The sequence below is a fragment of the Rhizobium sp. WSM409 genome (genome assembly GCF_057653825.1).
Genome location: NZ_CM172794.1, coordinates 896,874 through 920,281 on the forward strand (window position 1 = coordinate 896,874; position 23,408 = coordinate 920,281).

Consider the following 23,408-nt stretch of genomic DNA (forward strand, 5'->3'; position numbering starts at 1 on the left):
CGACCTCGGCAACGAAATCACCAATTCGCTGCCGCGCGACGGCTCAGCGCCGATGATCGCGCCCCTCAAGGCCGCAGGCGGAACCGTGTCCGGCCCGGGCCTCGGCTTTGCCTCGACTCCGCAGACCGGCCTCTATCTGAAAGGCGGCGGCCTGCTTGGGTTCACCCAGAACGGCGTCGACGTCTCGTTCGATCAGGCTCTGGTCTATGCGGCCAAGTCGGGCGATTACACCGCGCTCGCATCCGACGACAACGCGGTTCATCGCTTTACCGCGGCCGCGACACTCACCCTGACCGCAGCGTCGACGCTCGGCGCAAACTGGCACTATTGCGTCATTGCCGACGGCGGGGACGTGACGATTGATCCAAACGGGGTGGAGACGATCGACGGCGCGGCAACGCTTGTCGTTCCGAACGGGTATTCCACCTTCATCGTCTGCAGTGGGACAGCGTTCTTCACTGATAAGCTGATTGCCAAGGTCCAGGCTAAATCGGAGATCAACAACGTCGTCGGGTGTGAGACCGTCTATGTATCCAGCACTTCTATTCAGATAAAAACCGGCGAGGTGTTCTTCAATTCCAAGAACGTCGTATATGCTTCCGCGCTGACAAAATCCCTGTCCACCACCTTCACGGCCGGCAATAGCGGCGGGTTCCTTGACACTGGCGTCATTCAGGCGAGCAAAACGTATTTCGTTCACTCTGTGCGCAACCTGACAACAGGCGTTGGCGATTGGGTTGCAAGTCTGCAATCTGACCCGGCGCTCGTTTCAACAGGAAATCTAACAGGTTGGGAGGTTGTTGGGCGCGTAAACGTCGTTTTGACCACGTCTGGCAATGTCATTCGCCAGTATGTTCAGGATGGTAACGAATATCGAATTACCACCGCCGTGCAGGAATACAACGGTTCCGGCATAGCTGCCAACGATATACAGCCAGTTGGCACTCCTGCCGGGATTGCTACTGAAATTTATTGGATGCTTGCGGTTAATTCGGCGGCCAATTCATCCGGCGAGCTTGGCGTGGGTGCTGATGCTGTCACATCTCCTGTTGCAGCCTTCAATGTCAACGCGGGCAACACAGCACAAGCGGGCCGCGTATCTGCTCGCAGCCGATCGCGATCAACGGGGATTGTAACCTTTTACGCCATCACGACGGTCGGTAGCGTATCGTACACATTGCGATCAAACGGCTTTAACGACTATACCGTGCCACGCCTGAATGGAGCTTGATCATGACTTTGGTTTACGTGATGCGCGACGAAAATGGCGCAATCAAAGGCGTGTTCGCCGGCAGACAGGAAATCGCACAAGAGGCGATCGATGGCCTGGCCGAAGAGGTCCAGGCATTCCTTCACCAGAAGGCTTCGGTCTCTTTTGTTTCCGCCCGACAGTTCAAGCTCCACCTCCTTGCGTCTGGGTTGATCGACGCCGTTGACCTGTGGGTGGCTCAACAGCCCCGAGACGTTCAGATCGCGTATGAGTATTCCGTGATCTTCGTCAAGGACAGTCCGATGATGTTGGCCGGGTTCGCTGCCATGGGATTTTCCGGTTCGCAGATCGATGCGTTCTTCGAGGCGGCGTCGAAAATATGACGGCGGAGCAGCTAAAACATATTGGCAACCAACACCCATTCTATCTAAAGATGCGGCATCATTAAGAGGGCTTGAACCTTGAGGCGCATACATCCCCTGATCATCATTCGAAATTTCATCCGAGACTTCGCTGAAAATAGAGCCATCAAAAAAAGATATAGGTCATGGCTTCGCGCATCTAAAGCAGCAAAATCAGATTACCAAGCGGAGGTTCTTACACGTTTTAGAGCCAAACGGTCCCAAGCCATAGTAGGGCATGAAGAAGATTATGTTCGGCCGGTGGCGGAGTTGATCGAGATTATGTCGGATGGTTCCGGTGCGTTCGTGGATTTCGGTGGGTCTGCCGGCGAATCGTGCTCCGTTCTGCATCGGAAGTTCCCGGCAATGTCATTCGTCGTGATCGAAACGCCAGCAATGGTGAAGGCTGCGGCAAAGCTTCGGCCATTGATCGCATTCTCAACAGAACTGCCGGATCGTATCGATATTTTCTATAGCAGCGGCACATTCCAATATCTGGAAGACCCGTATGCGCTTTGGAAGCGCGGCCTCTCCAAGACGACCGGTTATGCCTTCCTGGCGCGGAACACCCTTTCTGAGACGGACCAGTTCAGGGTTCAGCATTCGATGCTGTTCAACAACGGCGCCGGCCCGATCCCAGAAGGTTTCAAAGATATTGTAGTCCGATACCCGCACAGGACAATTTCAGAGCGGCGTCTGATCGATATCGCATCTGGAGCAGGCTTCGAGCTGGTAAACCGCATTGCAGATAGAAATGGCGGCCTCATCCAAGGCGCCAAAGGCATGTACGGCGCCGATCTGCTGTTTAAGAGGCGGTAGACCACCACCGTGAAAATTCAATAACAGGGCGCTCTTCGGGGCGCCCGATCAGGCGTTTTGCGCAATGGGCGGCGTGCCCGGAGCTTCTAACGGGGATATGCACACGCGATCTCTGGCAATAACTGACGGCGTGAGCTAATGACCTCCAAACTCGGAGGAAATCATGGCAGCCGATAAAGCGTCGTACCGGAATCGCGGAGGAATTCTTCAGCGCCTCGTTACCACCTACAAGCGATTTCGCTACTTCAGTCGCGCCGGCTCGAACCTGGTTGTCAAGCGCAGCGCCGAGTTCCGGATGGTGAAGCACGCTGTTCTCGAGGTCGGCAGCAATGTCACGATCCAAGACTATTCGTTCTTCCAGCTCACGATGCCTGAGCCGAAGGTGTCTATTGGAAACAACACCGTCATCGGGCGCCGGAACATCATCACGGCCAAGAACCGCATATCCATAGGCAATGATGTGCTGATCGGCTCGGATGTCCAGATCATCGATCACGGCCACGGTATGAGGCGAGACGTACCGATCAGGCTTCAGAAGGCCGAAATCGGCTTTGTCGAAATTGGTGATGACGTCTGGATTGGCGCGGGTGCCAAAATACTGATGAACGTCACGATAGGAACCGGTGCCGTGATTGGAGCAAATTCCGTCGTTACGGCCGATATTCCCGATTATGCGATCGCGGTGGGTTCACCGGCGAAAGTCGTCAAATATCGCACTTAACTCGGATTGTAAGTGGGGTCGAATTGGGACGTACCGCGTCCCGCACTGTATCGAGCGCATCATGCGCGGCCATTGATGCCGTCGTGCCATGTGATTTTTAACTCAAGCTCCTTCTCTTGACCATCGCAGGCGAGCCGCGTGGTCAATCCACTGGCGTTGAAGGCAGCGCTTAAAGCGGCGATCGACGCGGCAGCCGAGACCGAGCGCCGGGAATACATCACGGCCGGCGCCGGCCAAGCTCTGATCTATGCGGAGAACGCCGATGAGGCTGGCGCCTATCTGGAAGCGGCCGCACCTGTCGACGAGGATTATCCGCTGCTCCTCGCCGAGGTCGGCATCACGGGAGCAACGACCGCAGAGGTCGCGAACGTCATCAATGCAAGCTTTACCACCTGGCAGACGATCGGGGCGGCGATCGAGGCCACACGCCTCGGGACTAAGTAGGCGATCGACGCGGCAACCGATGCAGAGGCGGCCATAGGGGCAGCAAGCGTCGTCAACTGGCCATCGTGATGCACCGCATACAATAAACTCTGACGCGGGTAACGTTTAGGAGCACTTTCAATCCCGGCAGGATTGCGTTATTCCGCCGAGAGACGGAGGGATTGGACTTGGATGCTCCTGCACATCGAGAGTTAGACATACAGGCGCGCGGTCGCATACGCGGCTTAGATGGACTTAGAGCAGTATCGCTACTTCTGGTGCTGATGGCTCATTGGTCACCGCTTCCCTATCTTAACAACGTCGCCGAATGGGGGCGAGGCGGGCTCGTAGTTTTCTTTGTCATCAGCGGTTTTTTGATCACGAGAATACTTGTCGACTTAGCCGGCCGAAGGCGTGAGGTTGAGGGGGTGCAGCTTCTCAAGGGCTTCTATGGCCGCCGATTCTTCCGCATTCAACCCATCTATTATCTGGCACTCGCATTTGTCATTTGCATATCGCTGAATGGCGCTGTGCGGGAGGATGTGATTTATCACGTCTTCTTCGTGCAGAATCTTTCGAATGTGTTGCTACGAGGCGATATCGGAATTTATGGACCAGCCGCCCCGTGGTGGTCGCTTGCGGTTGAAGAGCAGTTCTATGTTTTCTGGGCGCCAATCGTCATCTTTCTCCGGCCGAATGCTTGGAGGCTTTCGCTATTGGGAGCATTTGCCCTTGCGATCGGCTGGCGCGCTTTTGCCTGGTATGCCGATCTTGGGCAAGCGAATGTGCTCGTCACATTCGGAAATCTGGATTCGCTGGCTGCCGGTGCAGCGGTCGCCATCATCATTTCGACAGGCCGAATTACGCCGGCGGTGTCGCGCTGTTTCTCCGTTATTCTGACGGTTGGCATCGCGGCACTCTGCCTGCTGTCATTGACGGAGATGAGCGAAGGTTTATTCGCGTTTCGGACGAGTTTTGTTGGCAGAGTGCTTGTCGACGTGCCGGTTTATATGATCGCCTCATCGTTAATATTTTTCTTGGCTGTCGGCAGGGCGACAACCGCAGCGAAGGTGTTGGAAACCCCGGTTCTAGTGTTCATAGGCAAGCGTAGCTATGGTGCCTATGTCTATCATCAGGTCGTGAACTACACGTTCTTTTTCTTCGTGACACGCCATTGGCTGGAGCCAAGTTTCGGCGTGAAGCCTCAATTGCATGGTCCCGGTGAGTTCTTAGTTTTCACGGCAATAACGCTGCTGCTCGCAGCCCTGTCCTACAAATACATTGAGCAGCCGATATTCAGGCTTCGTGATCGGATCTATCCGACTACTCGATAACGTTCGTTGAACGTGTCGCCTTACTGAATAACCAAAACACGTCGCCCGTCTCTTTCGAGACGGGTGCTTCGCCACATCCAAAATCCGGAGCCCACCCCATGCTCGTCCATAACTGGCGCGAGGTGCTGAAGCGTGCCTGGTCGGTGCGCCTCATGGCGCTTGCGCTGCTCTTCATCATCGTTGAGCCTATCTACACCTTCGTCGCCGCCACCTGGGTGTCGCGCAACATCTACATCCAGCTCGCCATGTCGGCGGCGACAGGGCTTCTCGCCGTTGCGGCGATCATCGCCCGCATCTTCGTTCAGCAGAAAATCTCAGGAGACCTGAATGGCAAACCGCCTGCAGAAGGGTAGTGCCGCCGCGGCCATGGCCGTGGCGCTCGTCGGATCGTTCGAGGGGTTGAGGCAGAATGCCTATCCCGATCCGGCGACGCAGGGGAAGCCGTGGACGATCTGCTATGGCAGCACCAATGGCGTGAAGCCGGGAGACCGCAAGACGGTGGAGCAGTGCAAGGCGCTTTTGGCGTTGGAGCTCCAGACCTATGCGAGTGGCATCGAAAGCTGCGTGCGCGTGCCCTTGCCGGATGCGCGCTTCGTGGCGCTGACCTCCTTTGCCTATAATGTCGGCGTCAAGGCGGCCTGCGGTTCGAGCGCGGTCAGGCTCATCAACCAGGGCAGGACGGCCGAGGGCTGCGAGGCGCTGTTGAAGTGGAGCCGCGCCGCCGGCATGGTTTTTCCCGGCCTTGTCAGACGCCGGCAGAAAGAACGCCAGTTCTGCCTCGAGGGCATCTGATGTTCGGCCTCCTCGACACGCTCAAGATGGGCGCCGGCATTGCCGGTGGCCTGATGCTCTATCACCTCTATGCCGTCTCGATCGGCTACCCCTCCGCGGCAAGGCAGGCGCGCGCCGGCTATGTCCTCGTTGCCGAGAAGAGCGCAGCCGAGGCCCAGGCCGCCGAGATGGAGCGACAGCGCAACGCGGCGTCACAAGCCACCGAAGAGCATCGCAAGCGCCTCGCCGCCGCAGAAGCGGCCGAGCAGGCCGCCAGAGACACACTCGAAATCGAGATCCAATCCTATGAGCTTCAGCTTTCGCAAAAGAACCGCGCTTGCGCTGTCACTGCTGCTGATCGTCAGTGGCTGCTCCGCCACTGAGCGATTGAACAAGGCGGCGGCGACCAAGGGGCAGGCGGCGGCCGGCATCGCTTTGCCGCCGTTGCCGGACGATCTCCGCCGCCAGGAAGCGCATGCGCCTGTTGTCGAAGGCGAGCCCGTCATCGCCATCCTCGCCCGCGAGCGTCAGGCGCTCGACCGCGCCAACGCCCGGCAGGGGCGCACCATTCAATTCTACGACGACCTCACCAGCAGATATGGAACACGCCGATGATGAACGCCATTTCGCTTGCCCTGACGAGCCCGATGCTGAGCGGTGGAGGCGGAGCCGGCGGAGACCCTGACCGCTACATGTTCTTCGCGACCCGCAACCGCATGCCATCAGGCAGTATCGTCACCGCTGCATCCGGCACGAATTATGTCTGCACCAAGGTCGTCGTCAACACGCCGCAGTACAAGACCAGGACCTTCCGCTTTCACCTCTCGGGCTTTGCCTCGACGGAAGGTGGAAACGCGCCGCAGGAAACGGTCGTTACCGGCACGATCGGCACGCCGGGCAATTCCGTCGTTGCCGATGCGATGTTCATCAGGGCGGCCGGCGTCTTCTACCAATGCACCTTCGCCGGCTTGAACACGGTGACGGTCGCGGATCAGACGAATGGCGCCTGGACGGACGAACTGACCATTCCCGATGTCGCCTCGGAAAGCGAAATCGAAATCTGGCTGTTTTATCATACCGCCGTCGGCGAGAAGATCTGGCCGGTCTATCGCATCCAGAAGCACCGCGGCGAGCGCGTCTGGGGTGCCGGCGATCTCGCCACGCTGCTCGCCTTCAAGGACACCCCGCTTGCCGACAGCACGGCCGCACTCGACTCCAACTACGCGACCGTCACCCAGCCACAATATTATGGGCCTGACTTCATGGTCGCCAAGGGCGATTGGGATGGAAGGCCGGTCGCACTTGCCGTCGTCGACAGCCTGGGTGAAGCGCGCCAGCAGTTTTCCGCCGCTGCCGATGCGCGCGGCAATCTCGGCTGGTTTCGCCGCTGGCTCGACAGGGATGGCGGCATCGGCCGCATTCCGCATCTGATGATCGGCATGCCGGGAAACGGTTCGGTGCGCGAACTCACCGGCACCGGGGCTGCGATCGCGACCCGGCGCTGGGCCGTTCTCGACGAAATCACCGCCTTCAACAACAACAAGAAGCCGTTCACCGTCATCGCCAACCAGATGGGGCAGAACGATACGGCGGCCACCTACACGCAGTTCTTCAACACCAATTACAGAAGCTTGATCACCAGGCTTCGGGCGCGCTACCCCGGCGTCAAAATCGTCGCCTTGCCGCCGCTCGGCCGCACCGTTTCCACCCGCACGGTCACCCTGACATCGGTCGGCACCGTCGTCACGGCAACGATCGCCTCGGGCATCAATGGGCTTACGACCGGCCAGACGGTGTCGATCTCCGGCGCTGCGCAGACGGAGTATAACGGCAATGTGGTAATCACGGTCACCGGGCCGAACAGCTTCACCTATAATTTCGCCGGATCGGCGACATCGCCCGCGACCGGCACGATCACCGCCAACGACCTCTATCTCAGAGCCTCGTATCAGAGCTTTTCCGCCAACAACACCTGGCCGGCGGACGGTACGGATGCTTCGGGCAAATGGCGGCTGCGCGCCGATATCCTGGCGAAGACCTCGGCCTGTTGCGACGATGCTATCGATACCTATGCGGCCTGGGTCTCCGGTGAAAGGGATGGCGTCTGGCCCGGTATGCTGGAGCTGTCGAGCACGGTGGTGACCGTGCAGTCGGGCACGGACGGGGTTGCGACCTACACGACGATCGAAGTGGCGGATGCCAGCATTTTCGGGCCGGAGCAGGAGATCAGCACCTATGCCGGGGCGGATGGCCTTGCCCGCCTGTCGACCACGTCGATCGGCAGCATCTCCGGCAATACGATCACCATTTCGATCCCGCGCTCCACGGTGCTGCCGGTCGGCTCCATCGTCCGCCCGAGCGTCACGCCGGATGGCGTTCATCCCTACGGCGCCGTGATCGACCGCGTCGCCACCGGCATTCCCCAATCCGAGAAGGTGAAATTCAATCCATAGGCAGAGCGCCCTTCGCCTCGTCACTTCGGCTCCGGCTGTTGGATGACGGGCGGCGGCGTTTCGCTCTTGCCGCCTTGATCGAACGGCTTGATCACCAGGATGCTCAGGATCGACGCGACCATTGCCCCGATGATGATCATCAATAACATTCTCATGGGCCTACCTCGCGCCATATCGATCGACGCTGTCTTGCGGCATGCATAAGCTTCTTCGCAAGATCCGAAGATTCAACATTCTCCGGTTGAAAACGTTCCATCCCCAGAGGGGAGATAGATGACATCCAATGACGATATCCTGCGCGCTCTCGGGCGCGTCGAGGGCAGGCTAACCGGCATCGAAGACAACGTCGCGCTTCTGCGCAATGAGGTCAGCGACGAAAAGGCCAATGCTCATGACAGCCGCGCTGTGATCCACAAGCGGCTCGACGAGCAGGCAAGGCAGATCGCCCAGCTCGATACCCGGGTGGCGATCAGCGGCGGCGCGGATGCGCAGATCCGCGAGGAGATCAAGAGCCTCAAGGAGACCGTCGAGAAGAACCAGGAGGCGGTGGGGCCGGCGCTGGAAGAGTGGAAACGCATGAAAACGATCGGCTACGGGATATCGGGGTTGATTGCCTTCGCGGGATTGACGATCGGCGGCATCATTGCCTATGCGAGCGACGGCGCGGTGGCGGCGCTTCGGCATTGGTTGAAGATCAATTAATCGGCGAGCACCAGGGCGTCAGCAGACTCACTCGCCCCAAACCGAAGCAAACAAACCGCTAAATTTTAGACTTCCCTCACGAACAAATCTGCGCCCTGCTGGTTTTCCTCTCAGGAGGAAACGGTCATGAAGAGCATGAGCAATCGCCAAGTTCGCATTCCCGGCCCGCGAGAGCACGATGTTGCGGAACATTGCCGCAAATTCGGGATCGGCCCGGCAGAGGAGAAGAAGCTGAAGAAACTTCTCGGGTCGCGGGCGCCGCTGCATGAAATCCAGGCCAATGCTCCGCCGCGCCAGCCAAGGTGGCGTTAGGTGGGGAAGGGGTCGCGGAAACGTCGCACGTGATCATTACACGCTACATTACGGCGATGATTCAAAGATTGAGCGGAACAGAGCAGCGCCGTGAACGCTCGCGAAAGAGGTGCTTTTGCCGGGTTTTGACATGATAGATCTTGTTTAAGACGTGGGCCGAATCTTCGGCCTGCTCCACTTGGACCCGCTGAAAGCCCCGCTCCGGCGGGGTTTTTCGTTGGCGTTGTGATGTGCCAGTCGGTTTTCGCCCGGCGGGAGCTTATCGGTGTGACGGTCGCAACGTGCCCGGGCAAGTTGTCGATGATCTCTCGGCGGAATTTCTGGGATCTTGGCGTCGTATCTCTGACGCGGAACTTCCGACAACATCAGGGGTTTTGCCGGCGGATCGCGCGGCAGGTCTCGTCTCCTGTACCACTGCTACCCCTGCAGTTGCTGCGCGGTCCACTTGATGCAAGCGTCTCACGGAAGGGCTTTGCTCCCGGCTCTCGGCAGCGGGCGAAGCCATTCTTGTCGGCCGTCACATGGCCTATTGGAAGATCCAAACCTGCAAAGACGCAGCGATCCGTGCCGAGCCCAGCACCTGCGATGGCTCAAGAAGGTACAGCCGCGCGCCCGAAACACCTATCAATGGCGTGGTTGCCGCGAGAGCATGAGGATGTAGTCATCGGCGATGTCGGCAACCACCATGGCGGCTTCCGCGGCCGTGTATCCCCTGCCGATGGCGTCGCTGACGATCTTCATCACGGCAGGTTCAAGGGCTTCCCGGCAGTCGGACAGGCTTTCGGCATGCGGGCATTTTGGACGAAATTCCAAGACGTTGTTCATGGCACACCCTCCATTTGATTGAGCTCGGCCCCTGTGAAGGCAAGCCGGCCTTTCCCCGGAAAGGCGGGCCACGGTTCCGGCGAGCTGCTTCACGAACCAGAAGTGTTATCGTGACGCTACGATGGCATAGGAGCTGACGTATTCAAGCGCATGCTGATATTAAGGTAAGCCAGTAGGGTTAATTCGTCCGTTGCTGTTGCATCGTGGCATCGCTAGCAGATGCAAAGGGGCTACAGAGGCCGCTGCATTTCGCCCAAAACCGTACAGCGGTTTTGGGACAACGACATGCATCAAATAAAGACTTCAGGATTTGAACGCCTGCGAGGCTATTTTCTGCCCTAAAGCGCGTCGCGATCTTTCAGATTCGCTCTTGGCGCTAAGTCTTTGTTTTTACGCATGTCATTGTCGCAAAGCCGCTGTACACTTTTGCGCGACATGCATTAGACGCTGATACGCCGGCCCGCCTTGTCCGCCTCTTTGCGATTGGCGCCGTGCTTTTCGATGATGTCCTTGGCATCCTCGTTGGAAATGCGGTGTTTCTTCGCGAAATAGATGACGTCGTAGGGGGCGTCAGCCACGGCCGCTTTGGCGGGCTGGGCCTTTTTGGTTGTGTCGTTGGTCATGATTTTTCCTTTCAAGGCAATGTTGCGCCGGACATCAGCTCATGTCGCCGCGCGTCAGCACTGGAACAGGATAATTTAGGCCGGGTCGGCCTAAAATCTGAATCCTGGTCTCAATTAAAGAGTGAGAGCATGGTGTCGTCCGAAAGCCGCTCACACTTTTCGGCATCATGCTCTATCGGCTCCGGAACGAGCCAAGCCGGCATCGGTCGAAGAATTGGCTTCGTGCCGTTTTATCGATGCGCTCGGGCCGTCATATGTTTTTCCCAGATCTGCGTTGCCTGCGCTGCCGTGCCGGTCTTGTGGAATCGCAGCAGGTGCAGTCCTTCGTTCCGTCGTTTTTCGTTAAAGGCGCTGTTTTCGTAGTCGGTGCCTTCGACAATGCTCTCGCTTTGAAGAACGGCCTTCAATTCCTGCACATAGTGTCCGGTGATGTTGAAAAGCGCTTCATTCTCAGGTGCGTCTGTCATCGTTTTCCCTATGAGTGGTCGCGTGGCATTGAACGCAGTGCTGCGTTTCAGCTCGCCACGTTTGGTAGGATGCATCAAGCAATCCGCGCCCCTATGGGAAAGGCTGGTATCGGACAGCGTTTAGCTGGAGGTGTCTGTCTGGAGTTCCATATATCATGCAGCAGCGCACCCTTGCCAATCAAGGATTAAGGCGCGGCGAGTCTGAACGCCCGCATGTTAAACTACTTGCCTCCCCGATACCATCTCAATCGAAATACCGAAGAATATGGATGGAGCAGGGCCGTCTTCGCTTTCCGAGTTTAAGGCAAGCGATCCGGGTTCCCACCAGAATGGTTGCTTCTGCAGGAGAGACCAGGCGTGGAGGCGTTCGTCATGCCGGGCCGGCGTATCGGTCAGCTCATCATAGGTGCCCTGAACAAGCACGCTCTTCCACGTTCGGTTTTCGCCGAATTCTTCAACCTGAACGCAGGCCGGTGAATGGGCCCGCAATAGATCAATCTTCAGGCCCGGCATGGAAAATATGAAAAGTCGGTCTTTTTCATAGGCATACTGAATGGGAACGATATAGGGATATTTTTCGCCCAGGCATGCCAGGTGGCCACGGGTGTGGCCTGCCAGAAAGGCGAGGCAGTCTTGTTGACCCATTTCTCGCAGTTGCATCGCTTTATCCAATTCCGTCAGCGTTTCAGCCCTTCATTTGATCGGCAGCATAGCGTCTTGGCTCGCCGCAACAGTCTTGCAGCGCCTACCAGAAGACATCCTTGAAGATGATATAGACGATAAAGGCCAGACAGATTGCTGGTGTCGATTTCACGAGAAAATCGATGTACCGGAGCCTGCCGATATGCTGAGCGAGGCGTTTCCACGAATGGATGTTTACCGTGGAAGACATCATGCCCTCCTTTGGTTGGGGCCGGGTAATAACCCCGGGAAGCAGCGCCCGTTCACAAGCTGCCACTACACCAGATATGGGCGCCAAACATCTGCGCTGCAAGGCGTGGCGGGTTGCCGGTCCGGTAAAGAGATCCCGCTGCTGTGCACGATCGCAAAGGGCGGCGCGGAGGGGCCAGGATTGCTGGGCACGTCCACACACAATTGCCCTTCTACCTCAACCATCGCTTCGATCAGTTTCAGCCGATCGAGCTTCCGCCGTTGATCGTCGTAGAGCCTGCTGAGCAGCGCATAGGCCGATCCGGAGGGTCTGCCTTTGCGCAATAGTTTCTTGATCAGCATTTCCTGATCGGCAACGCGATGCGCCGCCTTCACGATATGGCGACGCGCCAGCTTCAGGTCTTTCGGGCGGTATCGTGTGGAAACCATATGCTTTGCTTCCCCTGTCTCATCCGGCAGTAGCAGGATGGTGGCCGTTTCAGTTCACCGGCCGTAAGCCTTCTCGCGATCAGCGAAAATCTGCGGCCGTGAGCGTGAAATTGTTTCCGCGTCGATGCTGATAGGCTCTCGATGCGGCCTCCTGAATGGCAGAGCGCGCCGCATCAAAGGCATTGAGATAGGCGGCCTCGGAGGAGTTCTGGGTGATCGCGCTGCCAAGCGCTGCCTCTTCGACCAGAAACCGGACTTCGAACATGCCGTCATAGCCGGTGAAGCGGACACCTTTTCTCGCTTCGTCGAAGCTGCGGCTTCTGTTGGGAAAGATAAGTGCCATTGCGGTTATCCTTGGAAGTGGGCGGGAGCCGCTGTACGGACTTCGGACCCGGCGATGATTGTCGATGCACGGCTGGCCGGAACGGGCATCTTGATGCCAATGGTTGGCATTCAGCCTGCCGCCATACCCGACTGTCGGCAGGTCTTAATGGATCGTCTGCACGATGACCCGGTCATCAAGCAAAGCCTGCGACGTCTTGATCAAGCGCACCGTACCAGTGATGATCCCGTCGGAATAGACCGGATCCGCACGCGAAATTTCGTCCGTCATATCGCGGAGGACTTTGTTTATCTCAAGCAGAGGCGGCACAAGGTCCAGCAATCCGTCGGCGGCCAGCCCGTGAGCCAGGCCTGCGATCACCTCTCTGAGGTGATCTATGAGCGCACGCCGTTCCGAAACCGCCAGTGCCGACGGCTTTGTGAGGGTCGCTTCACCGTTGAACTGCATGATGCGTATCCTCCTCTCTCTAAAATGGGTTCCGCCCCGCCATTATCAATGGCTACCGCCGAATGAGGTTGCGGTCAGCTGGCAATAAGCGCAAGCTAATTTATCGGCGGGCACGATACGGGCACCGCTGCTTGGGGCGCGACAGTAATCTGGCGCCAGTGAACCCTAGCCCCAACGAAGGAGGACGCCATGTCTTCCACATCAGATCAGTTTTTCGATATCGACAATTTGAGAATGCTGGATCGTATTCTGCGAAAGGTCGGATTTCGCGGCGGCGAAACCCATGCGGCCGATGAGGGTGAGATCACCGCCACAAGTTTCCTCATTCATTGTTTCCAAATGGGGATCGTCGATGAGGCCGCGTTAAAATCGGCGCTGAAAATGTATCTCGCGACTCAGTTGAGTTCCGGCCCGCTTCCGCAGGCGACGGAGGACGGCTCCTTTGCCCGATGGCAGGATGACGGCGGCGCCCCGGTGAAAGCCTATCGGATCGCGCGGTATACGGCGTCCGGGCGTGCGGACGCATCGCTGCGGCCGCCAGCTTACCGCTTTCCCAAAACCAGGCTGCCTGAACGATTGCTCGAGATCCCGTGAACAGGCCTGCTGCGATGTCGCCAGCGCCCCCGGATCGATCGTCCCGATAACATGACGAACAAGGAAGAAGACATGTCCGCGATTCATGCCAATCGAAAGGACAGGGCCGGGAAGAGCAAAATCATCGCCTTCTTGCGGAAAATCGCAACCTTAAGCCCAACTGCAGACGATCTGATAACGCAGGCTCGTCAAGCGCGGTCATCGTCAGCGGAGGAGGGGATCGATAGCGCCGATAACCAAGCCTATGGTCTGGCGCGTCCACACAAAGGTCCATTCGATAATGCGACGGCATTCAGCGCTTCCACCTACGACCATGATCTCCCGACGCGGCAGCAATTGGAGGCCGCGCAACGCAACCACTCCCATGCGGTAGAGCAGCAAGAGGCAAACCACCAAAAAGGCAAATCCCGCCTGCGCGCAAAGACAACGAAGCTGAAATCTCCCTGAGCAGGAAATAGAGGGACGGACAGCGCCCTATTGATTTTGCCGAGTGGGCGGTGCTTGCCTTCAAGGCCTTTCCGCCAGATCGGTCGAAAAGCCCGCGTCAGGCAGGCTTTCCTGTTTGCAGCAAAGCTCGGGCGACCGTCACGCCGCCCCAAACGGCACGGCGACAAAGGTCTTGTTGCCATCGCGTTCGACGAGCAGCAGCACCGACTTGCGGCCGGCCTTGCCGGCATCGGCAATTGCGGTCTTGACGTCGCGGGCGTTATGAACAGGTCTGTCATTCACCGAGACGATGACATCGCCGGACTGGATGCCGGCGGCAGCCGCTGACTTGTCCGGGGCGACCTTGGCGACCACCGCACCGTTGATCGAGCGCGGCAGGTTGAGCTGCTGGCGCACATCGGGCGTCAGATCGGCAAGGCCGATGCCGAGGCTCGGCTGGCCGGAGCTCTGATCTTGAGCGTCGGGGCTTTCGGCCGCCGCCTGTTTCTGGCCTTCCTCATTGGTGCCGACGGTGACGTTGAGATCGATCGTCTTGCCGTCGCGCCAGACGCTGAGGGATTTTTTCGCGCCCGGCGAAAGGTCGGCGACCAGGCGCGACAGGTCTTTCGGCGTCTTGACGCTCTCGCCGCCGACTGACGTGACGATATCGCCGGGCTTCAGGCCGGCATGGGTGGCCGGCGTATCGGCGGTGACGGCGGCAACCAGCGCGCCGCCGGTCTTATCGAGGCCGACGGCATCGGCGACATCCTTGGTGACCGGCTGGATCTGCACGCCGAGATAGCCGTGATCGATCGAGCCGTCCTTCTGCAGCTTGGCGACGATCGCCTTGGCCTCGTCGGAGGGAATGGCGAAACCGACGCCGACGCTGCCGCCGTTCGGCGAATAGATGGCGGTGTTGATGCCGACGACATTGCCGCTGCGGTCGACCAGCGGTCCTCCGGAATTGCCATGGTTGATCGGCGCGTCGATCTGGATGAAATCGTCATAAGGCCCGCTGTGCAGGTCGCGGCCGCGCGCCGAGACGATGCCTGCCGTCACCGTGGTGCCGATGCCGAAGGGGTTGCCGATCGCCAGAATCTGGTCGCCGAGCTTCAGCCTGTCGGAATCGCCCCAGGCGATAGTCTGCAGCGGCTTGCCCGCCTCTATCTTCAGCACGGCGACATCGGATTTCGGATCGGTGCCGATCAGCTTGGCCGGCAGTTCCGTGCCGTCATCCAGCGTCACCTTGATATCGACGGCATTGTCGATGACATGGTTGTTGGTGACGATCACCCCGTCGCGGCTGATGATGAAGCCGGAGCCGAGCGCCATCGCCTGCTGCGAAGGCCGCTTTTGCGGTGCCTGGCGCGGCAGCGGGATGCCCTGATCCTCGAAGAACTGGCGGAACTGCTCGTCCATCGGCGATTCCTGGTCGGCGCTGACATCGGTCGCCTTCATCGTCGTGGTGATGGTGACGACCGCAGGCTTGTCGGCATCGACGATGGAAGCGAAGGAGCCGTTGGGGGCGAGAATGCCGCCGTTATCCGAAGGCGCAGCAACGGCATTGGAGGCGTTGAGGGCGAAGGGCAGGCAGGCTGCGCCGGCGATGATGGCGGCCCCGACAAGGGCTGCGGTGCGATGGTTGCGGAGGATGTGTGACATGGGTGGTGATCCCTTGGACGGTGGTCCATTGCGAGAGCGTTGGCTTGGATGGCGTCGTGGTTCCATGTCCTGGGACCTGGCGTCGGGTGGCGTTTGGCGCCAATTCCTCTTGGGAACGCGCAGTCGGCGGGGGGCGACGACCGGGGGGAAGAGAAGAATTGGCGCTCGGGATTCATATGATCCCGGCAAGCGGATTTACAAATTAAAGTTTGATCATGTTTATATTGCCGATTTGTAAGATATGACCGGAATCTAATCTTCGCTCACCCCGCGTTGGAGCGTCTCAAAAATTCCGGCCTGATTTTGACTCGCTTGGCGTCCCCCGCGATGTTTTCATTCGAAAATAAATGGACGTGTTCCCGGAGGCGGTGATCCGTTCGCCGCATTCGTCCGTAATTTGCCGACAGACGAACTTATTGCTCTTTCCGGACGTTATATTCCCGGATCCTGTTGCGAATATAAAATGTTAGTAGACTCTAAAATATTTCTTCTTCAGAAAGTAAAGGCCGCGATTCGAGGGCAAGCGAGTCTCGCGGCGACGTATAAGGGGCGATGAGGGCATCAGTGGAGCGGGGGCGGAAAGCCAGGCGCGGCGCGCATGTGAAGTTGAGCGATGTGGCAAAGAAGGTGGGGGTCAGCCCCATCACGATTTCGCGTGCGCTTCGCAATCCTGAAATCGTCTCGGAGGATCTGCGCCAGACCATCCTGCGCACGGTAGACGAGATGGGGTACACCCCCAATCTTGCCGCCCGGGCGCTGGCCGGTCGCCATAGCGGCATCATCGGCGTCATCACGCCCGCTTTGCACCAGCACGGCTTCGCCGGCCTGATGATCGGCATCGAGGATTGCTTGCGCGCCACCGAATTCCGCGTGCAATATTCCAATACGCTCCACCATGCCGACGGCGAGGCCGGCGAGCTCAGATCCTTCCTGACGCAGAAGCCGGCCGGCGTCATCATTGCCGGCGCCGAATCCTATCGTGATCTCCTGCCGCTGATCGAGAACGCCACCTGTCCGATCGCCCATATCACCGATCTCAGCCAGGAGCCGGCACGGCTGGTCGTCGGCCTTGATCATCATGCGGCAGGCGCCGAACCCACACGCTTCCTGCTGTCGAGAGGCTATGAGAGGATCGGCTTCATCGGCCGCGGCACGGATATTCGCTCGCGTCGCCGGAAGGAAGGCTATGAGGCCGCGTTGCGGGAAGCCGGCTGTTTCGATCCCGATCTCGCCATTGGCGGAGATGAGGGAAGCAGCACCGGCCTCGGCAGGGAATTGTTTGCCCGCCTGTTGCAGCGCGTGCCGGATATCGATGCCGTCTTTGCCCAAAGCGACGATCTGGCGCTCGGCGTGCTCATCGAATGCGCCGTGCGCGGCATCCGCGTGCCGGAGGATGTCGGCATCTGCGGCTTCAACGATCTGGAATTTTCGGCCTTCACCCAGCCGACGCTGACGACGGTGCAAATTGCACGCTACGATATCGGCTACCGCGTCGCCGACATGCTGCTACGCGCCATCCGCGACGAGCCGCCCGGCGAAGACAAGGTCGATTGCGGCTTCTCCATCATCCCGCGCGGCTCGACGCGCTAGCGCGGCTCGACGCGGTAAGCCGATATGATCTGCAGGCTTTGTACCGGCCATGAGGCCAGTCAAAAACGCCCTCAAACTGTCGAGATCAGCCCAGGGTTCCTGCAAATCGATCCGGCCACCGTTCACGTTGAAAAACCTCCGTCAGGAAGTCGATGAACACCCTTGTCTTGGAGGGCAACAGGGTGCGGTTTGCATAATAGATCGAAATCGGGCCTGCATCGGCATACCATGCCGGGATCAATCGGATCAGCTCGCCGCTCTCCAGATAGCGAAGAGCATCCGCCTTGGCGATCATCGCGACACCAAGGCCGAGAAGTGCGGCGGATCGCATTGCCGCGGGATCGTTGACGACGATCTTCTCTTTCAAGGCCGCAGGCTGCTCATCTCCAACAAGATTGCGCATCTGCCGCTGGTGAATTCGACCCGTCCGCATCGAGCGCATGACGATACCGTCGAATTCGCGCAAGCCGGACGGATCATGAGGCGGAACACGATCGCCCATATATCCTGGTGATGCCACGGGGATAATATGAGCAGGGGCCAATGGCCTGGCGATGACACCAGGCGTCAACTCGAAACCTCCGCCGATCGCAGCATCATAGCCCTCGGCGATCAGATCGACCTGTCTGTTTTCGAACATCCATTCCGGCCGGATCATCGGATATCGCTGCATGAACTCTGGCAATAGTGGAAGGATGTAGCCGATGCCGAGTGTCGGGCTCATGCTGAGTTTCAGCACGCCGGATGGTTCGGATTGTTCGTTCGATGCCTCCGAGATCGCTCCCTGAAGGCTTTCCAGATGGTCACGGATTGAAAGCAGAAAGCGCTCGCCGGCTTCCGTGAGCGTCAGACTTCGGGTGCTTCGTTGAAACAGCCTGAGCTTCAGGTTGCCTTCAAGTGCTGCGACATTGCGGCTGACCGCCGCCGGCGTCAGGCCGAGCCGCCGTGCCGCCGAGGAGAAGCTGCCAAGCTCGGCGCTGCGCACGAAGGATTCCAGGTTTGCAAGCGTCTCCATATCATGACTTTCAATGAATGCTTGAAATTGATAACAGGCAATTCCGTCTAATCACAAGAGAATAACGAGGCGATATTCGCTCCATCGAAACCAAACAATGGAGTTATCGCAATGACCATCGGTATCATTGGCGCCGGCAAGATCGGCTCCGCCTTCGCCCGGGCCCTTGCCCGCAACGGCATCGCTGCCACGATCTCAAACAGTCGCGGCCCTGACACATTGCATGATCTTACCGAGGAGCTGTCACCGCACATTACGGCGGGGACGATCGACGAGGCGGCGAAAGCCGACCTCGTCCTTGTCGCCGTCCCTTGGTCAAAGCTTCCCAAGGCATTGGCGGGTCTTCCCGACTGGGCGGGCCGCGTCGTGATCGACGCCAACAATCCGATCGAAGGACCGCTGTTCAAACCGGCCGAGCTAAATGGCCGCCTGTCGACGGAAGTCTTTGCGAGCCTGGTGCCTGGTGCTCGCGTCGTGAAGGCATTCAACCATCTTCTGGCGCATCTGGTTTCAGCCGATCCCCGCGCCGAGGGCGGCAGCCGCGTGCTCTTCTATTCCGGCGACGATGCCCAATCGAAGGCCGAAGTGGGCGCGCTGATCTCCAGACTGGGCTTTGCCGGCATCGATCTCGGGCCGATTTCGATTGGCGGCAAGCTCGCGCAATTCCCCGGCGGGCCGTTGCCTGTCCTCAACCTCGTCAAATTCGGATGAACAGCGATCGGCCGGATCAATCCGGCCGATCTGCTCGAACTAGGCATAGCCCAGATTATTCCCTATACCGAGGGAATGATGATCATTGTGCTGAAAAATGGATAGTACGGGACTGTCTCTCGACAGAATGCGCACCTTTGTCCGCGTCGCCGAACGCGGCAACCTGTCGATGGTCGCAAGAGAGCTGGGTATCGGTCAATCCACTGTGACGCGGCACCTCAACGAACTTGAGGAGGCTGTCGGCGTACCGCTTCTCACCCGAACCACGCGACGCGTGACCCTGACCGACGAGGGTAGCCGCTATTATACCAACTGCCTGCAGATATTACGCCTGGTCGAACAGGCTGCTGAAGAAGCAAGAGATGCCCGGCAGGCCCCCGCGGGCGCTGTTCGGCTTTCTTGTACGGCAGCGCTCGGCGTGATGCACATCACGCGCCTGATCTTTGATTTCCAGGACAAGCATCCGGACATCCGGGTCGACCTCAACCTGACGGACGAGCGGATCGACCTGGTTCGCGAAGGCGTCGACGTCGCACTCCGTCTTGGGCCTCTCGCCGACAGCGCGATGAAACTTCATGCGCTCGGAGAGAGCCATCGGCTGCTGGTGGGCGCTCCGACCTATTTGTCCGTCCACGGCCGGCCCGAGCGCCCAGCCGATCTGTCACGCTACGAAACCGTCGTGATGTCGAATGTGGCAGGCAGCGATCAGCTCGTTCTTTCCTCTCCCGATGGCGGAAGCCTGATGATCCCCGTCGGTGGCAAGTTGCGCGTCGACCACGGGCTTGCGGCGCGCGCAGCCTTTGCCGCCGGACGCGGCATTGGTCCTGCACACCTCTGGTTGGTCCACGATCTTCTGGACGACGGCCGGCTCGAAGTCGTGCTTGGCGACTATCGTCCCTTACCGGTTCCGGTGAGCTTGCTGATCGTTCCAGAGCGTGCCGCCATTGCCCGCGTTCGGCTTCTCGTCGACTTTCTTGTCGCCGAGGTTTCCAAATTGCCGGGAATCCGGCCATCGTAAGTCTTTGTTTTCAAGCATATCGTTATTGCAAAACCGCTGCACACATTTGCGCGACATGCTTCAACGTCCGAAAGACCGCTTATCGCCACGCCACCCCGTCGTCTTGAGATATTGTTCCCAGTTGAGCGTGTCGGGGTTCAGGCGACAGCTCCATTCAAGGTCGTGCTCCTTGCCGAAATAGCCATAGTCGACAGCGTATTCGACCATCCCCAGAAGCTCTCGAACGAGAAGTTCGTTGGCAGCAAATTCTGGAAAATAGTGCAGCAGGCCATCCCGGGTGAAAGCGTTTCGATACGCGGCCTTGAGGCCGGTCACGCGCTGAAAGGTTTCGATCATCTCGCTCGGAGAAATGATGTCGCCAACGATCGGCAGGGTTTTGCCGTTGTAACGCTCGGGATTTGAGAAAATCTCGAGGACGGCCGGCCCGGTCGCGGTCAGCGGATCGACAAAAGGCGCTCGGAAATCTTCGGGAAGATAAACCGGCAGGAGCAGCGTATCGCCCTCCATGCGCGGCACATAATATTCGAGCAGATTCGTATAAAAGAATGCCAGCATGATGAAGGAATGAGAGATCGGCAAGCCGCGAATGTGGTCTGCTACGCGTGCCTTGTCGGTAAAATGCGGCGCATACTTCGTCCCGCTGGCGATCTTGTCGACATTCTCCAGCGTGCTGAAAACTATATGCCCGACGCCGGCCTCAGCGGCGGCATCCGCCAGTTGTCGGCCGAGAGGGGTCTCGATGGTCTCCGGCGGGGCGATCGGCGGCGTCATCAGAAATGCGCCATCCGCGCCTTTGAAGGCGGCAACGAGGTCCTTTTGACGGCCAAGTTCGAGAGGGACGGTGACGATTTCAGCGCCGCGTTTCTCCAGACGTAAAGCTTCAGGGGAATCCTTTTTCCGGGTGAAAGCGCGCACCCGGAAACGTTGGCTGTCAAGGAGCGTCGTGGCAACGCTGCGCCCCTGTTTGCTCGTTGCGCCGACAATCGCGATCAGTGGTTTTTCATGGGCAGACATAGAGCTTTGAACCTTTCCCTGTCATTGACGCCGACTGCGGTGCCGGGCGTCATTTTGCGGGAGAGCGGTCGGCCTGTGCCGAGTGCCCACCGCAATGGCGGACCCTATCTCAACAGGTTCTATGGCTGTAGATATCTGAAATACATAACATAATGCCATTTTATGGATAAATGGTGCCGGCCAAGCGCGTCGAAACCCGCACCGAGGACTGAAAGGCGCCGACAGCGATCCATGGACTCTGCCGGCGCTGTTTCTCGGGCTCTTCAAGGGATCAGCAGGATACTGCCCGCCGAGCGTCCGGATTCCATCTCTTCATGCGCCTTGGCAACATCGGCCAAACGATATTCGGCACCGATCTGCGAAACGATCCCTGCTTCCATCGCCCCGACGGCAGCCAGAGCAGCCTCGCGATACTGTCCGATGTCAGCGCACCAGGCCATGATGCTCGGATGGCAGAGCGCCTTGCCCGGGCGAAGTTCCTCGACAGGCACCGGTGGAATGGCACCGGCGGCCTGGCCGATGGTGACAGCCATGCCGAATGGGCGGACAGAGCGTATGCTTTTGAGAAGCGTGTCACCGCCGATCCCGTCATAGGCGACGTCGACACCAAGCCCGTTCGTCAGCCGCTTCACGTCCGCGACGATATCGGCGTCTCGTCCGACAATAAGGTGATCGGCTCCATACGATGCGGCGAGTGCGGCCTTTTCGGAAGAGCCGACCGTCCCGATCACCGTGGCATCGAGCGATCTGGCCCAGCGAACGAGGATGCTCCCGAGCCCGCCCGCAGCCGCATGGATCAGAACCTGGGTTCCTGCATGCACATCATAGGTCTTTTTCAGCAGCATGTAGGCGGTCATGCCTTTGAGCAGCGAACTCGCTGCCGTTTTCGCTGAAACGGCATCCGGAAGCTTGATCGCCCTTTCGGCGGCAATGTTCCTGGTGGAGCGATAGGCGCCAACCGGAGGCCCTCCATAGGCGACGCGGTCACCCTTTTCGAAGATGGAGACGCCGGGACCGACATCCTCGACGATGCCCGCCGCCTCGGCGCCGATCACCGAGGGGTAGGACGGCATGGGGTAGATGCCCTTGCGGTGATAGACGTCGAGAAAGTTTGTTCCGATCGCCTCGTGACGGATCTTTATCTCGCCGTGACAGGGAGGTTCACACTGGTGATGCTGCTCAACATGGAACTGGGTGACGTCACCTGGGGCATTCAGCCATACGACTTGGTCGGTCATCTCTCGTGCTCCTTCATGGGCACAAATTAGACAATGGCGTGATGTGTGAAAATTCCCTATTGTCTCACAATGGTTGGGAGAGAATTCACAAAGATCGACTGGGATGACCTGCGGCATTTCCTGGCGCTGGCGCAGTCGGGAACGTTGCTTGGCGCAGCAAAGCAGCTCGGCGTCGAACACGCGACGATCAGCCGGCGCGTTTCATCGCTTGAAGCCAGTCTGGGACGCAAGCTGGTCGACCGCCGCGGAAGGCGCATCATGTTAACCTCGGACGGCGAGCAGATTGCCAGGCACGCAGCTCTTGTCGCGGCGCAGACCGCAGCAATCGAGCAGCTTGGTCGCAGCAGCGCCACGGAATTGCGGGGCCATGTCAGGATCAGCGCGCCTCCCGCTCTCTCAAGCGTGCTGTTGGCAAAGCCGATCGCGGCCGTCAGGCGAGACCATCCGGGTGTTGAGATCACGCTTGTCGGAGAAAAGCGGCTCGCCTCCCTGAACAGACGAGAGGCCGATATCGCCGTGCGCATGTCGCGTCCCGAGGACGGCGATTACGCCATCGTCAAGCTCGGCGAGACAAGCTTCCATCTCTACGCATCAAAGACCTATCTCGAAACGGTTTCCCCGTCGGACTGGACCTTCATCGGTTACGACGAAACCATGAACGCCTCACCGCAACAGCTGCGGCTAATCGAACTCGCCGCTGGCCGGCCGATCTCCGTGAGATCATCCGTTCTGGAGTTTCAGGCCGCAACCGCAAGCCTTGGCGCCGGTGTCGTCATGCTCCCCGATTTCGCCGTCCTTGACACCAGCGGTCTCCAGCGCATTGAGACCGAACATCTTTTGACAAGAGAGGTCTGGCTGGTTGTCCATTCTGACATCAAAGACGTCCCCTCCATCCGCGTCGTCGTCGATGCGCTGAAGAATGCTCTCGTGAAGTAGTCCGCTCAGTTGGCCGGGGCCGCAGGGGGCAAA

Annotated in this window: 32 protein-coding genes; 19 read left to right on the forward strand and 13 right to left on the reverse strand. The window is 58.9% G+C overall.

The window, feature by feature from the left end; all coding sequences use genetic code 11:
• Positions 1–52: 52 nt before the first annotated feature.
• The 11 genes from AC25BC_RS04460 to AC25BC_RS04510 all read left to right on the forward strand — a co-directional run bounded on the left by AC25BC_RS04460 (position 53) and on the right by AC25BC_RS04510 (position 8,132).
• On the forward strand, positions 53–1,231 hold the full coding sequence (locus AC25BC_RS04460) for a hypothetical protein (protein WP_245459908.1): 1,179 nt from the start codon (positions 53–55) through the stop codon (positions 1,229–1,231).
• A 2-nt stretch (positions 1,232–1,233) separates the two neighbouring features.
• Entirely contained in the window at positions 1,234–1,593 is a 360-nt protein-coding gene (locus tag AC25BC_RS04465; protein WP_128440219.1) for a hypothetical protein, read from the forward strand.
• A gap of 288 nt (positions 1,594–1,881) precedes the next feature.
• Positions 1,882–2,430, forward strand: coding sequence for a class I SAM-dependent methyltransferase (locus tag AC25BC_RS04470; RefSeq protein WP_245459909.1), 549 nt, complete (start codon positions 1,882–1,884; stop codon positions 2,428–2,430).
• Between the two features lie 163 nt (positions 2,431–2,593).
• Entirely contained in the window at positions 2,594–3,151 is a 558-nt protein-coding gene (locus AC25BC_RS04475) for an acyltransferase (protein ID WP_128440221.1), read from the forward strand.
• A gap of 138 nt (positions 3,152–3,289) precedes the next feature.
• Complete coding sequence (locus tag AC25BC_RS04480) at positions 3,290–3,595, forward strand: hypothetical protein (RefSeq protein WP_128440222.1); 306 nt, start codon at positions 3,290–3,292, stop codon at positions 3,593–3,595.
• Positions 3,596–3,762: 167 nt separating this feature from the next.
• Complete coding sequence (locus AC25BC_RS04485) at positions 3,763–4,908, forward strand: acyltransferase family protein (protein ID WP_128440223.1); 1,146 nt, start codon at positions 3,763–3,765, stop codon at positions 4,906–4,908.
• Positions 4,909–5,006: 98 nt separating this feature from the next.
• On the forward strand, positions 5,007–5,261 hold the full coding sequence (locus AC25BC_RS04490; protein WP_128440224.1) for a DUF7940 domain-containing protein: 255 nt from the start codon (positions 5,007–5,009) through the stop codon (positions 5,259–5,261).
• The gene (locus tag AC25BC_RS04495; RefSeq protein WP_128440225.1) at positions 5,236–5,700 is read left to right on the forward strand and encodes a lysozyme; all 465 of its coding nucleotides are present in this window, start codon (positions 5,236–5,238) and stop codon (positions 5,698–5,700) included. Before AC25BC_RS04490 ends, AC25BC_RS04495 begins: the two co-directional genes overlap by 26 nt.
• Positions 5,700–6,062, forward strand: a complete 363-nt coding sequence (locus tag AC25BC_RS04500; protein ID WP_128440226.1) for a hypothetical protein — start codon at positions 5,700–5,702, stop codon at positions 6,060–6,062. Before AC25BC_RS04495 ends, AC25BC_RS04500 begins: the two co-directional genes overlap by 1 nt.
• Positions 6,063–6,066: 4 nt before the next feature.
• Positions 6,067–6,294: a hypothetical protein gene (locus AC25BC_RS04505; RefSeq protein WP_128440227.1), complete on the forward strand. Its 228-nt coding sequence runs from the start codon at positions 6,067–6,069 to the stop codon at positions 6,292–6,294.
• Positions 6,291–8,132 (forward strand): SGNH/GDSL hydrolase family protein, encoded by a 1,842-nt coding sequence (locus AC25BC_RS04510; RefSeq protein ID WP_128440228.1) that lies wholly within the window; start codon positions 6,291–6,293, stop codon positions 8,130–8,132. Before AC25BC_RS04505 ends, AC25BC_RS04510 begins: the two co-directional genes overlap by 4 nt.
• 20 nt (positions 8,133–8,152) lie before the next feature.
• On the opposite strand, the gene AC25BC_RS04515 is transcribed toward AC25BC_RS04510, so the two are convergent.
• Positions 8,153–8,287, reverse strand: coding sequence for a hypothetical protein (locus AC25BC_RS04515; RefSeq protein WP_260693304.1), 135 nt, complete (start codon positions 8,285–8,287; stop codon positions 8,153–8,155).
• Positions 8,288–8,405: 118 nt separating this feature from the next.
• Between AC25BC_RS04515 and AC25BC_RS04520 the strand changes: the two genes are divergently transcribed.
• Both AC25BC_RS04520 and AC25BC_RS04525 read left to right on the forward strand, forming a co-directional pair.
• Entirely contained in the window at positions 8,406–8,834 is a 429-nt protein-coding gene (locus AC25BC_RS04520; protein ID WP_128440229.1) for a DUF1515 domain-containing protein, read from the forward strand.
• 126 nt (positions 8,835–8,960) lie between these two features.
• The gene (locus AC25BC_RS04525; protein ID WP_003546334.1) at positions 8,961–9,146 is read left to right on the forward strand and encodes a hypothetical protein; all 186 of its coding nucleotides are present in this window, start codon (positions 8,961–8,963) and stop codon (positions 9,144–9,146) included.
• Positions 9,147–9,770: 624 nt separating this feature from the next.
• Here AC25BC_RS04525 and AC25BC_RS04530 read toward each other — a convergent pair.
• The 8 genes from AC25BC_RS04530 to AC25BC_RS04565 form a co-directional block, all read right to left on the reverse strand.
• Positions 9,771–9,971, reverse strand: coding sequence for a hypothetical protein (locus tag AC25BC_RS04530; protein WP_113546219.1), 201 nt, complete (start codon positions 9,969–9,971; stop codon positions 9,771–9,773).
• 440 nt (positions 9,972–10,411) lie between these two features.
• A complete protein-coding gene (locus AC25BC_RS04535; protein ID WP_017993328.1) occupies positions 10,412–10,594 on the reverse strand; it encodes a DUF3606 domain-containing protein in 183 nt (60 codons plus the stop codon).
• A gap of 230 nt (positions 10,595–10,824) precedes the next feature.
• The gene (locus AC25BC_RS04540) at positions 10,825–11,061 is read right to left on the reverse strand and encodes a hypothetical protein (RefSeq protein WP_017959490.1); all 237 of its coding nucleotides are present in this window, start codon (positions 11,059–11,061) and stop codon (positions 10,825–10,827) included.
• Between the two features lie 216 nt (positions 11,062–11,277).
• Positions 11,278–11,721: a pyridoxamine 5'-phosphate oxidase family protein gene (locus tag AC25BC_RS04545; RefSeq protein ID WP_012756522.1), complete on the reverse strand. Its 444-nt coding sequence runs from the start codon at positions 11,719–11,721 to the stop codon at positions 11,278–11,280.
• An 85-nt stretch (positions 11,722–11,806) separates the two neighbouring features.
• Positions 11,807–11,956, reverse strand: coding sequence for a hypothetical protein (locus AC25BC_RS04550; protein WP_442195650.1), 150 nt, complete (start codon positions 11,954–11,956; stop codon positions 11,807–11,809).
• Positions 11,957–12,018: 62 nt separating this feature from the next.
• A complete protein-coding gene (locus AC25BC_RS04555) occupies positions 12,019–12,381 on the reverse strand; it encodes a hypothetical protein (protein WP_017993329.1) in 363 nt (120 codons plus the stop codon).
• 79 nt (positions 12,382–12,460) lie between these two features.
• Positions 12,461–12,724, reverse strand: coding sequence for a DUF1488 family protein (locus tag AC25BC_RS04560; RefSeq protein WP_012756525.1), 264 nt, complete (start codon positions 12,722–12,724; stop codon positions 12,461–12,463).
• Positions 12,725–12,868: 144 nt separating this feature from the next.
• Positions 12,869–13,171, reverse strand: coding sequence for a hypothetical protein (locus AC25BC_RS04565; protein WP_012756526.1), 303 nt, complete (start codon positions 13,169–13,171; stop codon positions 12,869–12,871).
• A gap of 189 nt (positions 13,172–13,360) precedes the next feature.
• Between AC25BC_RS04565 and AC25BC_RS04570 the strand changes: the two genes are divergently transcribed.
• Both AC25BC_RS04570 and AC25BC_RS04575 read left to right on the forward strand, forming a co-directional pair.
• Positions 13,361–13,765 carry a hypothetical protein gene (locus AC25BC_RS04570; RefSeq protein ID WP_012756527.1) on the forward strand — a complete coding sequence of 135 codons (405 nt, stop codon included), beginning with the start codon at positions 13,361–13,363 and terminating at the stop codon, positions 13,763–13,765.
• 72 nt (positions 13,766–13,837) lie between these two features.
• Complete coding sequence (locus AC25BC_RS04575) at positions 13,838–14,212, forward strand: hypothetical protein (protein WP_012756528.1); 375 nt, start codon at positions 13,838–13,840, stop codon at positions 14,210–14,212.
• 138 nt (positions 14,213–14,350) lie between these two features.
• Here the strand turns inward: AC25BC_RS04575 and AC25BC_RS04580 are convergent, their stop codons facing one another.
• Complete coding sequence (locus AC25BC_RS04580; RefSeq protein ID WP_128440230.1) at positions 14,351–15,853, reverse strand: DegQ family serine endoprotease; 1,503 nt, start codon at positions 15,851–15,853, stop codon at positions 14,351–14,353.
• 552 nt (positions 15,854–16,405) lie between these two features.
• Between AC25BC_RS04580 and AC25BC_RS04585 the strand changes: the two genes are divergently transcribed.
• Positions 16,406–17,443, forward strand: coding sequence for a LacI family DNA-binding transcriptional regulator (locus tag AC25BC_RS04585; protein ID WP_128440231.1), 1,038 nt, complete (start codon positions 16,406–16,408; stop codon positions 17,441–17,443).
• An 85-nt stretch (positions 17,444–17,528) separates the two neighbouring features.
• On the opposite strand, the gene AC25BC_RS04590 is transcribed toward AC25BC_RS04585, so the two are convergent.
• Positions 17,529–18,458, reverse strand: coding sequence for a LysR family transcriptional regulator (locus tag AC25BC_RS04590; RefSeq protein ID WP_017993334.1), 930 nt, complete (start codon positions 18,456–18,458; stop codon positions 17,529–17,531).
• Positions 18,459–18,569: 111 nt separating this feature from the next.
• On the opposite strand from AC25BC_RS04590, the gene AC25BC_RS04595 reads away from it, so the two are divergent.
• On the forward strand, positions 18,570–19,169 hold the full coding sequence (locus AC25BC_RS04595) for an NADPH-dependent F420 reductase (protein ID WP_017993335.1): 600 nt from the start codon (positions 18,570–18,572) through the stop codon (positions 19,167–19,169).
• Between the two features lie 97 nt (positions 19,170–19,266).
• The gene (locus AC25BC_RS04600) at positions 19,267–20,187 is read left to right on the forward strand and encodes a LysR family transcriptional regulator (RefSeq protein ID WP_128440232.1); all 921 of its coding nucleotides are present in this window, start codon (positions 19,267–19,269) and stop codon (positions 20,185–20,187) included.
• Positions 20,188–20,247: 60 nt separating this feature from the next.
• Here AC25BC_RS04600 and AC25BC_RS04605 read toward each other — a convergent pair whose 3' ends face one another.
• Positions 20,248–21,201 (reverse strand): NmrA/HSCARG family protein, encoded by a 954-nt coding sequence (locus AC25BC_RS04605; protein WP_128440233.1) that lies wholly within the window; start codon positions 21,199–21,201, stop codon positions 20,248–20,250.
• Between the two features lie 263 nt (positions 21,202–21,464).
• Complete coding sequence (locus tag AC25BC_RS04610; RefSeq protein WP_128440234.1) at positions 21,465–22,439, reverse strand: quinone oxidoreductase family protein; 975 nt, start codon at positions 22,437–22,439, stop codon at positions 21,465–21,467.
• A 69-nt stretch (positions 22,440–22,508) separates the two neighbouring features.
• Here AC25BC_RS04610 and AC25BC_RS04615 point away from each other — a divergent pair, with 69 nt between their 5' ends.
• Positions 22,509–23,375 carry a LysR family transcriptional regulator gene (locus AC25BC_RS04615; protein ID WP_206642411.1) on the forward strand — a complete coding sequence of 289 codons (867 nt, stop codon included), beginning with the start codon at positions 22,509–22,511 and terminating at the stop codon, positions 23,373–23,375.
• Positions 23,376–23,408 lie beyond the last annotated feature (33 nt).